General features: G+C 71.8%; 9 protein-coding genes. 4 read left to right on the top strand and 5 right to left on the bottom strand.

All coding sequences use genetic code 11. From position 1 onward, the window contains the following. Positions 1–119: 119 nt before the first annotated feature. The 3 genes from ABT352_RS24195 to ABT352_RS24185 all read right to left on the bottom strand — a co-directional run bounded on the left by ABT352_RS24195 (position 120) and on the right by ABT352_RS24185 (position 3702). Positions 120–755 carry a DedA family protein gene (locus tag ABT352_RS24195; RefSeq protein ID WP_350947180.1) on the bottom strand — a complete coding sequence of 212 codons (636 nt, stop codon included), beginning with the start codon at positions 753–755 and terminating at the stop codon, positions 120–122. A 378-nt stretch (positions 756–1133) separates the two neighbouring features. Then, the gene (locus ABT352_RS24190) at positions 1134–1763 is read right to left on the bottom strand and encodes a YigZ family protein (RefSeq protein WP_350947179.1); all 630 of its coding nucleotides are present in this window, start codon (positions 1761–1763) and stop codon (positions 1134–1136) included. A 43-nt stretch (positions 1764–1806) separates the two neighbouring features. Beyond that, a complete protein-coding gene (locus ABT352_RS24185; protein WP_350947178.1) occupies positions 1807–3702 on the bottom strand; it encodes a sigma-70 family RNA polymerase sigma factor in 1896 nt (631 codons plus the stop codon). A 410-nt stretch (positions 3703–4112) separates the two neighbouring features. On the opposite strand from ABT352_RS24185, the gene ABT352_RS24180 reads away from it, so the two are divergent. The 4 genes from ABT352_RS24180 to ABT352_RS24165 all read left to right on the top strand — a co-directional run bounded on the left by ABT352_RS24180 (position 4113) and on the right by ABT352_RS24165 (position 8975). Next, the gene (locus ABT352_RS24180; RefSeq protein WP_350947177.1) at positions 4113–5525 is read left to right on the top strand and encodes a DUF1996 domain-containing protein; all 1413 of its coding nucleotides are present in this window, start codon (positions 4113–4115) and stop codon (positions 5523–5525) included. Between the two features lie 112 nt (positions 5526–5637). Then, positions 5638–6237 (top strand): DUF305 domain-containing protein, encoded by a 600-nt coding sequence (locus ABT352_RS24175; RefSeq protein ID WP_350947176.1) that lies wholly within the window; start codon positions 5638–5640, stop codon positions 6235–6237. Further along, positions 6234–7616: a ferredoxin reductase family protein gene (locus tag ABT352_RS24170; protein WP_350947175.1), complete on the top strand. Its 1383-nt coding sequence runs from the start codon at positions 6234–6236 to the stop codon at positions 7614–7616. The genes ABT352_RS24175 and ABT352_RS24170 overlap by 4 nt, the downstream gene beginning before the upstream one ends. Before the next feature lie 372 nt (positions 7617–7988). Continuing rightward, positions 7989–8975, top strand: coding sequence for a sulfotransferase family protein (locus tag ABT352_RS24165; RefSeq protein ID WP_350947174.1), 987 nt, complete (start codon positions 7989–7991; stop codon positions 8973–8975). A gap of 81 nt (positions 8976–9056) precedes the next feature. Here ABT352_RS24165 and ABT352_RS24160 read toward each other — a convergent pair whose 3' ends face one another. Further along, on the bottom strand, positions 9057–9947 hold the full coding sequence (locus ABT352_RS24160) for a glycoside hydrolase family protein (protein WP_350947173.1): 891 nt from the start codon (positions 9945–9947) through the stop codon (positions 9057–9059). A gap of 433 nt (positions 9948–10380) precedes the next feature. Next, the gene (locus tag ABT352_RS24155) at positions 10381–11703 is read right to left on the bottom strand and encodes a lanthionine synthetase LanC family protein (RefSeq protein ID WP_350947172.1); all 1323 of its coding nucleotides are present in this window, start codon (positions 11701–11703) and stop codon (positions 10381–10383) included. Between the last annotated feature and the right edge of the window lie 50 nt (positions 11704–11753).

Raw genomic sequence — 11753 nt, 5'->3', positions numbered from 1 at the left:
TGTTTAACTCGGCCCCCCACCGTCACCGCCCCCGGGGGGTGGGGGGGGGCGCGCCGGGGGTCCCACCCCCGGGCCGCTCCCCGCCCGCGCCGGGCGGGCCCTGATCGGAGTGGTCGCGGCTAAGCGTGGTGCCTGCCCTTGCGCCTGTCGGACAGCTTGACCACGATGAAGACGATCATGGCGAGGATCACGATGCCCAGCACCGACTTCGACACCACCCCCATGTACTCCTCGACCAGCTCCCACTGCTCACCGAGCAGGAACCCCGCCATCACGAAGGCCGTGTTCCAGATGAGGCTGCCCAGGGTGGTGAGGAGCGTGAAGATCATGATCGGCATGCGCTCGATCCCCGCGGGGATCGAGATCAGGCTGCGGAAGATGGGAATCATCCGTCCGAAGAAGACGGTCTTCCTGCCGTGCCTGGCGAACCACGCCTCGGTCTTCTCGATGTCGGAGACACTGACCAGCGGCAGCTTGGAGGCGATGAACACCACGCGCTCCCTGCCCAGCAGGGCTCCGACCCCGTACAGCGCGAGCGCGCCGACCACCGATCCCAGGGTCGTCCAGAGCACGGCGTCGAACAGCCCCATGTTCCCCTTGCTCGCGGTGAATCCCGCCAACGGCAGGATCACCTCGCTGGGCAGAGGCGGGAACAGGTTCTCAAGTGCGATCGCCAGCCCCGCCCCGGGCGCACCCAGGGTTTCCATAAGGTTGATCGCCCATCCGGCGACTCCGTCGAGATTCGGTGAACTCATAGGGACAAGGCTACGGAGAGCTGCGTACGGTCTGGATGAGGAACGCCGCCTTCCTCACCTGGCGTGCGCCGCGGAGCTCGGCTGTGGAAAACCGCAGCCGAGCTCCGCGCGGGCGTGACGACCGGATGTCGTTCGCGGTTTTCCCACGTCAGAGGGGAATCGGACGGTCAGGGCGGGGGCGACGGTGGCCCGGAAGGATCCCGTACCGCCTCCGAGGACGGGCGGTCATGGCCGTCGGCCGGCACCGTCACCCCGTCCGAGTGTGATCCATCCCACAATTATTGCCGACGGGAACGGTGCGTGCCGAGGGCTTTCCCGGGGAAGGGGCGCCGCCTTTCAGCCGGGTCCGGCCTGCGACAGGCACAGGACGGGCGCGGGTCAGGCGTCCTTGAGGTGGACCGCCTCGCCCGGCTCGATCCCGGCGCGCCCCGCGGTCAGCGTCGCGACCCAGCCGGGAAAGGCGGGCAGATCCCGCTCGCGCACCGCGACGCGGAAGCCGACGTCCGCGCCGTAGCGGACCTCTCTCACCTCGTACGGCGAGGCGTGCAGGTCGTTCTCCAGCCGCCCGGCCCTGACGTGGTCCACGGTCACGGTCATGACCCTGGCGGGCACCATGCCGACCAGCGGCGTGAGGTCCAGCGTCTTGCCGACCGAAGAGCCGTACGCGCGGACCAGCCCTCCGGCGCCGAGTTTCACCCCGCCGAAGTATCGGGTGACCACCGCCACCACGTCGGCGACGCCCCGGCGCAGCAGGGTCTCCAGCATCGGGGTCCCCGCGGTGCCGCCGGGCTCGCCGTCGTCGTCGGCCCGCTGGACCCGGCGGTCGCCGCCGATCACGTACGCCGAGCAGTTGTGCGTGGCGTCGCCGTGCAGCCGCCTGCGGGCGGCGACGAACTCCCTCGCCGCCTCCTCGGAGGAGACCGGGCCGACCGCGCACAGGAACCGGGAGCGCTTGATCTCGATCTCGTGTTCCACGGTCTCCCGCGGAGTCAGGTACGGGTCGGGCACCCGGCAAGGCTATCCGTCCGAGTGCCGCCCAGGGACACGACGCTCAGCGTGCCGCCTGGAAGGCGCGGCCGGCGCGGGTGGCGGTCCCGTCGCCGCGGAACAACCCGCTGCCCGGCTCGGTCTCCGAGGAGGGCAGGCCGAACCAGGCGTAACGTCGCACGTACGGCAGGGAGGCCAGCATCCTGGTGGAGGCCGTGACGAACGCGGCCTGCTGGGCGTCACTGGCGTAGCGGGTGCCGTTCGAGAAGTCGATCAGGGCGTACTCGGTGAGCCAGATCGGCTTGCGGTAGCGCTGGTACACGGCCTGGATGTACGACTTGAGCTGGTTCACCGCGGGCTGGGGACGGAAGTCCGCCCCGTACCAGTGCAGCGCGATGAAGTCGACGCGGTAGTCCCGCTCCTTGGCTCCGGACATGAAGCGGTCCAGCCAGCCGCCCGGGGTGTCGGCGCCGAACGCGACGGAGGGGCTGCCGAGCACGCGGCCCGCGGACATGAGGTCCGGCCAGAGCGACAACGCCTCCTCCACGGTCATGTTGGCCTGCTCGGGCAGGTCGGGCTCGTTGAAGGCGAGCAGGTAGGGCCCGGCGCGCCTCGCCTGGGCGAGGTTCTCCGGCGTGACGCTGCCCGACCCCCAGATCATCGGGACGAACCCGTCCGCCCTGGGACCGGTGACGCCCTCGCGGCGCGTGGACCAGGTGTAGTACCAGCTCGCGCCGGACTTCGCGAGGGCCGAGCTGAGGCCGGGCATCTTCCACACGCCCACCCCCTTCCTGGGGGAGGTCACGACCGCGGGCGGCGGGGTCGGCGTGGGAGTGGGCGTGCGGGAGGCTCGCCTGCGGCCGGGCGCGGGGGACGGGGAGGCTTCGGGGGTGGCGCGCGCCGACGGCGTCCGCGCCGGGGGCGGCGACGGCGAGACCGTCGGCGCGGGTACGGCGAGCGAAGGAGCGGGCTCGGGGGCGGGAGCCGTGAACTGCCCGAACACCAGGACGCCCGCGACGACGACGGCCACCGCGCCGCCGATCGCGGCAGGGGCGGAGGGCAGGGAGGCCGACAGGCCCGTCCGCGCCGTCTCGGTCGCCTTGAGGGCGTGCGCGCCATGGGAGGCGGCGTGCGCCACCGCCTCGACGGCGGGGGGAGCGGCCTGGAGATGGTGCAGGGCGAAGCCGACGGGGACGGGCAGCAGCGGCAGCCCACTGAGCAGCCGGTCGATGGGCAGCAGGCCCGCGGTGTGCCCCTGGCAGACGGCGCAGTCACGGATGTGCCGGGCGAAGCGCTTGCGCCACAGCGGGCTGGGGAGGCCGTCCCAGTTCGCGGTGAGGGCGCCGAGCCCGGGGCATCCCGAGCCGGCGCGCAGCGCCCGCACGATGGTGCGCGCCGTCTGGACCTGTTCCTTCATCCGCTGGACGCGTACGGCGGTGTGGCGCCCCGACAGGCCGAGGGCTCCGGCGAGATCGGCGCGGTCGAGCTCGCCGGTCTCCTCGAGCCACCACAGGGCGAGGAGCGCCTGGTCGTCGCCGTCCAGCCAGCGGGTGGCCTCGGCGACCTCGCGGCGCTGGTCGGTGAGCCCGAGCCTCAGGATGGTCACGGCGGCGAAGTCCGAGGCGGGGTCGGGCACCTCCTCCGCGGTGTCGAGGTCCGCCCTGCGGTGCTGGGTGGTCCTGCGATCCTGCTCGTGGTCGCGCACCTGACGGACGGTGATGGCCACCAGCCAGGACCGGTATGCCTGCGGGTCGCGCAGGTCGGGCAGCGCGCGGACGACCCGCAGGAACGTCTCCTGGACCACGTCGTCGACGTCGGTGTGGCCGTTCAGCGCTCGCCCGACGATGTTGTAGACGAGCGGGAGGGAGTCGGCCACCAGCGCGTCCAACGCCTGCTGGTCCCCGTCGCGTGCGGCGGCCACCATCGCCGTGTCGGGTCCGCCCCTGCCGGTTCCGCGCATCGCACTCCGCTTCCTGTCGCCGTCCACGGTCATCGCCCCCGAGCCGCTCCGGGCGGCGCGCAGGGACGATTCTCTCCATAACCCCTCATAGCGGAAGACCAACGAGCCCCCTCTACGGAGACCGGCAGCAGGTCAGGGAGACAACAAAAATCTTCTCCGTCCTTTTTCTGAGATTTTCTGAGATTTCCTTGGGTTTTTTGTTGTCGCACGTCCCCCCGCCGGTCTCCAGTCCAGGAACAGAACACGCCCGGCGCCGGGCGTGACGGCGAAGGAGGCTCGTGACGGTGACACCGCGAAGGCGCACGGTGACACCGCTGTCCGCCGACACACCGGGCCACGAGCCGGTCCGTCCGAGACGCCGTCGAGCATCACGTCCACCACAACTCGATCCCCCTAAGGACCTCATCCACATGAGTGAGACCGTTCCGAACACCACGGCCCCCGGCCGCAGATCGGGCGGGCGAGTCCATCGCCTCGCGCTCGCCGGCACCCTCGCGACCGTCCTGGGCGTCTCCCTGGTGAACGGCGTCACCCCGGCCGGCGCGGCCGAGGCCCCGCTGTCGCAGAGCGGCAGGGCCACCGCCTCCTCGTCCGAGAGGGGCGACCTGTCCGCCGCGGCCGCGATCGACGGCAAGGAGAACACCCGCTGGTCGAGCGCCTTCAGTGACCCCCAGTGGCTCCAGGTCGACCTGGGCGCGTCCAAGGCGATCAAGAAGATCGTGCTGAAGTGGGAGAACGCCTACGCCACGGCCTTCACGATCCAGACCTCCTCCGGTGGAGGCCAGTGGAGGACGATCCACACCACGACCGCGGGCAAGGGCGGCGTGCAGACCCTGAACGTCTCGGCCACCGGCCGCTACGTCCGGCTCAACACCACCAGGCGCTCCTCCCAGTACGGGGTCTCGCTGTGGGAGTTCGAGGTCTACGGCACCGGCTCGGGCACCGCCACCCCCAGGCCGAGTGCCACCCCGACCACTACCGCGACCAGGCCGGCCCCCACCACCACCGCGACCCCGCCGGCTTCCGGCACCAACCTGCCCAAGGGCCCGGTCCCGCCCGGCGCGGTGCGGGTGGCGGAGTTCCTCGCCGAGTGCCCCTACACCCACCGGCTGCCCGACGACCCGATCGTGATGCCGGGCCTCGCCGGCGGGTCGCACATGCACAGCTTCTTCGGCAACACCTCCACGAACGCCGACTCCGACATCAAGAGCCTGCTGAAGGGTGGCACCACCTGCAGCCCCAAGGCCGACCTGTCCTCGTACTGGGTGCCGACCCTCTACAGCGACGACAAGCCCGTCGAGCCGACCGGCACCACGTTCTACTACCTGGGTGAGGGCATCAAGGACGAGCTGATGGCCCAGACCCGGCCGCTCCCGCTGGGCCTGCGCATCGTGGCCGGCAACGCCAAGGCGACCGGTGTCAACGACCCCACGAGCAGCTCGCGCTGGTCGTGCCTGCACGCCGGCGAGGTGGGCTCCGCCAAGAACTTCGTCAACTGCCCGGCAGGCAAGATGCTGGAGTCCTACCTGGACTTCCCGCACTGCTGGAACGGCAAGGACCTGGACTCGCCCGACCACAAGAGCCACATGTCCTATCCGGTGAACGGCGCCTGCCCGGCCTCGCACCCGGTGATCGTGCCCAAGCTGCGCCAGGTGCTGCGCTACCCGGTCAGCGGCGACCCGGCCAAGTTCCGGCTCTCCTCGGGCCCCGGTTACACCATGCACGCCGACTTCTTCAACGCCTGGCCCGAGGCCGAGATGGAGCGCCGCGTGCGTGACTGCATCCGCCCGATCGTCAAGTGCGGCGCCGACGGCACCCCCTGAGACGACAGGTGATCGCTTTCAGGCGTGAGACACACCGTCCGGCCTGAACAGGGCGAGGCCCCACACACCGGGCCTCGCCTCACCACGGGATCGGCGTGAGCGAAGGAGCGACATGAAGGCGTCCACGATCGGCGCGACGGTACTCGCCGTGCTCACCGTGCTGCTGGTATCACGATGTGTCGCCGCCGAGCCGCCGACCCATTCGGCCGCGAATCACCCGTCGTCACGAAGCGGACCCGACGCGCCTCCCACACCGACCGGAAGCGCGTCGGGCTCCTTCAACGGCACCGACATCGCGTGGTTGCAGTTGATGATCCCGATGACCGAGCAGGCGGTACGCCTGCTGGAGCTGGCCCCCGGCAAGACCTCGAATTCGAAGATCACCCGATTCGCCGAGGAGAACGTCGCCGATCACCGTACGACGCTCGGAAGGTTGCGCGACCTGCTACGGAGGTCCGGGGTGCCGGAGAGCGACGAGCACGAGGGGCACGACATCCCGGGCATGGTGATCCCCGACGACTTCGCGGCCCTGAGACGGGCCGACGGCGCCGCGTTCGACCGGCTCTTCACCAGGGACGCGCGCGAATATCTCACGCAGTCGGTCCTGGTCGCGAAGGGCGAGCAGAAGTCGGGCTCCGACCCGGAGACCAGGGCGTTCGCCGCCACCCTGGAGAAGGACCACGGCGACCGGCTCACCCGGCTGAAGCCGTGAAAGGCCCCGCCCCCGCCCCCGCCCCCGGCACGCGCGCACGGCGACGCGCCGCCGTCCGGCCGCCCGCGCGCCGGGCGCGGCCCTTTCCGGTCCTCGCCCTCGTCTGCGCCGGAGCCGTCGCGGCGACCGCGACGTGCTGGTCGGACCTGACCTCGGTCTCCGGGGTCGCCGGGGCACTGGCCTGGGCGGGCAGGCTCACCGGCATGCTCGCGGGCTACGCCTGCGCCGTCCTGCTGGGGCTGATGGCCCGCGTTCCCGCGCTGGATCGCGGGGTCGGGACCGACCGGCTGGCCCGCTGGCACGCGACGGGCGGCCGCCACACCATCGCCCTGTCGGCGGCCCACATGCTGTTCGCCGTCGCGGCCCATGTGGCACGGTCCGGCACGGGCGTGTTCGAGGGGACCGCGGGGCTGATCCTGGACGGCCCGGCCATGCTGGAGGCGACGGTCGCCCTCCTGCTGCTGACCGGCGTCGCGGTCGTCTCGGTGCGCGAGGTGCGACGCAGGATGCGGTACGAGATCTGGCACTACCTGCATTTCATCACCTACGGGGCCGTCTTCCTCGGGTTCGGCCACCAGCTCACCGGGCCGGACCTCGCCGGCGGCGTCGTCATGAGGGTGTTCTGGTACGCGCTGTACGCCTCCGTCGTCGCCCTGCTGGTCTGGTACCGCTTCCTCACCCCCGTCCACCGTGCCCTGCGCCACCGGCTGCGGGTCGCCGAAGTCCGCAGGGAGTCGTCCACCGTGGTGTCGGTCTACCTGACCGGGGAGCACCTGGACGAGCTGGGCGCCGAACCCGGCCAGTTCTTCCGCTGGCGGTTCCTCGCCCCTGGCATGTGGTGGACGGCCAACCCCTACTCGCTGTCGGCACCCGCCAACTCCCGCTTCCTGCGGATCACCGTCAAGGGTGTCGGCGACCACAGCGGCGCGCTGGCCGGGTTGCGGCCCGGTACCCGCGTGTGGGCCGAGGGCCCCTACGGGGCCCTCACCGCCGCGCGGCGCCGCAGGCCGCAGGTTCTGCTGGTCGGCGGCGGCGTGGGGATCAGCCCGCTGCGCGCGCTCTTCGAGACGCTGCCCGGCGAGGTGACCCTCGTCTACATGGCGCGCCGCGACGAGGAGCTGATCCTCCGCGACGAGCTGGACGCCATCGCCGCCGTGCGCGGCGCGACGATCCACTACACCGTGGACGAGCTCACCGGATCGTCGGGCGGGCGGAGCGTGCCGCTGACCGGGCGCGCCCTGCGGGCTCTGATACCCGGTCTGGCCGTCCACGACGTCTATCTGTGCGGCCCCTCCGGCATGACGGTCGCGGCGCGCCACGCCCTGCGCCGCGCGGGCGTGCCCGGCCGGCGCATCCATGTGGAGTCGTTCGATTTCTGAGGGGCGAGCCGGGGCGCGGCGACGGCCCTGTCCGGCTCCGGCTCGGCTTTTTGACCGCGGTGTTCGCGCCGCCGGCTTACGCCGATCACCACCGTGACGTGACGGCACCGTCCGGCGACGCACCCGCGCCGGTCACCCCGGCGCAGCGCGGCAAAACTCCTTCACAGTGGCGAAATAGCGGAAAAGAACTCGGCGTTCATCGGACGGGACAGACCTCTTCACATCCATGACCTGGAGATAGATGCGATGACTGAAATCTCCGCCATCGGGAACTCCCCCTGGGGCAGGGCGATCGCACGAGCGGGTGCTTGCCTTCGCCCGAGAAAGGGCTATATTTACCAATAATCATAGTAGGGATTAAGGGTAATAACGATGCCCCTGCCGAATTTCCTCACGATCGGTGCCCCGAAAGCCGGGACCACCGCCCTGCACGCCGCACTGGCCCGGCACCCGGGACTGTTCATGTCCCCGGTGAAGGAACCGAAGTTCTTCCTCAGCGACGGCCCGCCGCCGACCAGGGGGGGACCTGGCGACGCCCAGACCTACCGCGAGCACGTCTGGCGGCGCGAGGAGTACGAGGCCCTGTTCACGGCGGCACCGCCGGGCACGCTCACCGGCGAGTCGACCCCGTTCTATCTCTACGACCTGGCGGCGCAGCGGCGCATCAGGGAGACCATCCCCGGCGCCAGGCTCATCGTGGTGCTGCGCGACCCGGTGGAGCGCGCCCACTCCAACTGGACCCACCTGTGGTCGGCCGGGCTGGAGCCGATCGGCGACGTGGTCCTCGCCTGCGCCGAGGAGGAGCGGCGGGTCAGGGCCGGCTGGGCGCCGTTCTGGCACTATCGCGGGCTCGGCAAGTACGGGGAGCAGCTCGAGCACCTGTTCACCCTGTTCCCGCGCGAGCAGGTGCTCGTCTACCGCTACCGCGACCTGGTCGACCGCCCCGCCGAGACCCTCGACCGGATCTTCCGCTTTCTCGGGGTGGAGACCGGCCTGATCACCGAGGTCCCCAGGGAGAACGTGACCGCCCACCCGGAGCCGACCCGCGGGCACCGGATGCTGTCGCGGGCGCTGCGGGTGGGATCGTCCGTGGGACGTTTCCTGCCGTCGCGGGTGAGCGTGGCGCTGACCGACCCGCTGGAGCGCAGGCTGCAGGAGCGGGCCCGCTCCCGCCAGCCGCTCACCTGGGACCAGCGGGAGAAGCTGATCTCCTATTTCACCGAGGACGTGGCGCTGCTGCAGACGGTGACCGGCGAGGACTTCAGCGACTGGCTCCGTCCCCGCGAGCGCTCGGGCGGCCTGGTGGGCACCCGCCCCAACGGCCAGCGCCAGGCGCGCAACGGCCGCCCCCAGGCGTAGCGAGACGCTCCGGGACGCGGCTCGACGATCTCCGCCGGACGGTCCCGGGCACCGTGGCACGCCCGGGACCCCGTGCCGTGATCAGCGCAGTTCGGTGCGGAGCTCGTGCGCCCCGTCCGCACGGGTGTACTCGTAGTAGAGCCGCCGCCCGCCGCCCGGCAGATCCACGATGTCCAGGTAGCGAAGGCCACCGCCCGCGTACGGCGAGACCCCGACGGGCTCGGTGCCGAGCGGGGTCAGCTCCGCCGGATCCGTGCCGACCGCGACACCGGTCTTCTCCTCGTAGTTCTCCGCCGCGGTGGCCCTGCCGTCGTAGAAGGCAACCACCCTGTCGCCGAGGAAGCGGACCGCGGCCACTCGCGCACCCCTGGCGTCCCAGGTGCCGGGACGGCCGCTGAGCGCGGTGCCCTGCCAGGTCCACTCGATGCCGTCGGCACTGGTGGCGTAGTCGGTCACCATCTGGTCGGCCTCGTGGTCCTCCTCCAGCGGGTGACAGGAGGCCCACAGGTGCCAGAGGCCGTCCCGCAGCACGATCACCGGGTCCTTGACGCCGGTTTTCGGGTCGCCCGGCAGCACGACCTGCCGCTGCGAGGCCCGGAAGCCGGACGGGTCGTCGGCCTCCAGCACCTCGACCCGCCAGTGCTTGGTGTCGTAGGTGGCGCAGCTGAGGTAGAGCCTCCAGCGTCCCTCCGGCGCGCGTACCAGGGTGGGCCGCTCCAGCGACTCCGTGTCCATCTCCTCCCTGCCGATCGTGAGCAGGGTCTCGAACCGCTCACCGTCGACGGAACGGGCGACGGCGACGGCGTAACCACGGCCCTCGCCGACAGGGCGGCGCAGCCGGTAGGCGAGGTAGATGAGCCCGTCGCTCGCCACGGCGCTCGGCGCGCCGGCCCAGTGGCCGGCACCCGGCTGTGCCGGTTCGATCGCGACGACGGAACGGTCGGGGTCGGGAAGGAAGTCCTCGATTGTCACGACACCGAGATTAGGCATGCCTTGCGCAACACTCACGGAGAATCACCAATCATCATCACGAGCTTTGTCACCCCTTGACGGCCAAAGGGCAGATCATCCTTGGTTTCTCCGGCGCGAGGGGCGCCGGTGGCCGCCACCTTCCGCGACCGGGTCGGCACGATCGGGCGTACCGGGGGTGACCCGGTCCGGGGTGCCGGGACGGTGCCGGAGGGGTGTTCGCGACGCCGGGCCCGGTGAAGGCCTCGATGCCCGACCGTACAGGGTCCGGAGAGCTGCTCGGACGCGGCGGGCCGAGGACGCGTCCCCCTCGCCACCAGGTCGCGGATCCGCGCCGCGCCCTCCGCGCCATCTCGCCGCGGCGCCCCCTCGTCACGCTCGTCCCCGAGAGCGGCCGGCCCGCCGGCGACACGCCTTCCACGATCGTCCGGAGCCGTCAGGAGCGTCGGAGCGTCGCGCTCGGCAACGGGATCGCGGGGAACGGATTGTCCGGCGGCAGGATGAGCCGCCTCGCCTCCTGCGGGCGGGCGGTGGCCTCCAGGTGCAGGAGTGCGGCCCCGACCCCCGCTGCCCCGACCATGTAGCCGGTGTCGGCGGTCACCTCCCAGGGGCGCAACCGCCGGTAGGCCTGGTACCAGCGGGTGCCCCTGCCGTCGTGGCCGGTGGCCCGGCCGACCAGGTTCTCCCCCAGCGTGCGGGCGAACTCCAGATGCCGGCTGTGGCCGGTCGCCGCCCAGAGTCCCACGAACAGCTCCACCAGACCGGCGGTGCCGCAGCACTGGCAGGCCGAGTTCCAGGAGCCGCCGCTCTGGTTGGCGGGGGCGCCGCTGCGGACGATCCCCCGCGCCAGCCGCTCGGCCCAGTCGAGATCCCCGGCGTCGCCCGACACCCGGTGCAGCTCGTAGAACATCCGGGCGACCCCGGCCGAGCCGGAGCAGAAGCCCAGGTAGTGCAGGTCGCGGCCCTGCGGGATGTGGTGCGGCACCAGCGCGCATCGCTCGTTCACGGCGCTGACCGCGCGGACGAAGTCGGCCCCCCTGCGGGAGGCGCCCAGGAAGGCGCTCTCGCCGGTCACGCCGTACAGGCGGGCGAGCAGGAAGGCGGTGCCCGCGGTGCCGGACAGGAAGCCGGGGGTGACCGCGTCCAGGGGCAGGTCGGCGCAGGCGCCCTCGCCGAAGCGGTGACCGGGGACGACGAGCGTGGCGATGCGGGCGCCGGCCTCGACCGCGATCTCCTGGTAGGCGGGCACTCCCAGGATGCCCGCGGCGTGCAGCAGGCCGAGGATGATCCCGCCGTCGCCTCGCTGCGCGGGGTCGCCGGTCCAGCCCAGGCCGCCGTCGACGGGGCGGGCGCTGCGCACGATGCGGTCGGCGACGGCGCCGGCCTCGACCTCGAAGCCACCCTCGCCGGTGGCCCAGCCGGTCTCGGCCAGGGCGAACATCACTCCGGCCAGGCCGTGATGGAGGGAGAGGTCGGCCTGCTCCCGCCAGGTGGCGGCGAGGTATCGGGCTCCGGCCGTGGCGTCGTCGAGGTAGCCGTCGTCTCCGGTGGCGGCGGCGAGTTCCAGGAAGAACAGGATGATCCCGGCCGCCCCCGAGTACAGCGAGAGGGGGTGGTCGGGCATGGCGGCCCGGCCTCGGGGGTCGGGATTGGCCAGCCAGTGCCGTCCGCGTTCGTCGTCCACGGCCGCGGAACGAATCCAGCGCGCGGCGCCTACCGCGGCGGCCAGCGGGCTCTCGGCCTCCGGCTCCAGGCTCATGGCGGCTCCTTCGTACGGCGAGACAATCATTTTACCTGTATTTCCTACAG

Origin of the sequence: Streptosporangium sp. NPDC000563 (assembly GCF_040299985.1) — a bacterium.
Taxonomy (GTDB): Bacteria; Actinomycetota; Actinomycetes; order Streptosporangiales; family Streptosporangiaceae; genus Streptosporangium.
The sequence above is the reverse complement of the archived record's forward strand: the minus strand, read 5'-3'. Positions and strand labels throughout refer to the sequence as shown.

Bases quoted from the DNA above. Each gene is read 5' to 3' on its own strand.
- ABT352_RS24195 (WP_350947180.1), bottom strand. From the start codon at position 755: ATGAGTTCACCGAATCTCGACGGAGTCGCCGGATGGGCGATCAACCTT.
- ABT352_RS24185 (WP_350947178.1), bottom strand. From the start codon at position 3,702: ATGCGCGGAACCGGCAGGGGCGGACCCGACACGGCGATGGTGGCCGCC.
- ABT352_RS24180 (WP_350947177.1), top strand. From the start codon at position 4,113: ATGAGTGAGACCGTTCCGAACACCACGGCCCCCGGCCGCAGATCGGGC.
- ABT352_RS24175 (WP_350947176.1), top strand. From the start codon at position 5,638: ATGAAGGCGTCCACGATCGGCGCGACGGTACTCGCCGTGCTCACCGTG.
- ABT352_RS24165 (WP_350947174.1), top strand. From the start codon at position 7,989: ATGCCCCTGCCGAATTTCCTCACGATCGGTGCCCCGAAAGCCGGGACC.
- ABT352_RS24155 (WP_350947172.1), bottom strand. From the start codon at position 11,703: ATGAGCCTGGAGCCGGAGGCCGAGAGCCCGCTGGCCGCCGCGGTAGGC.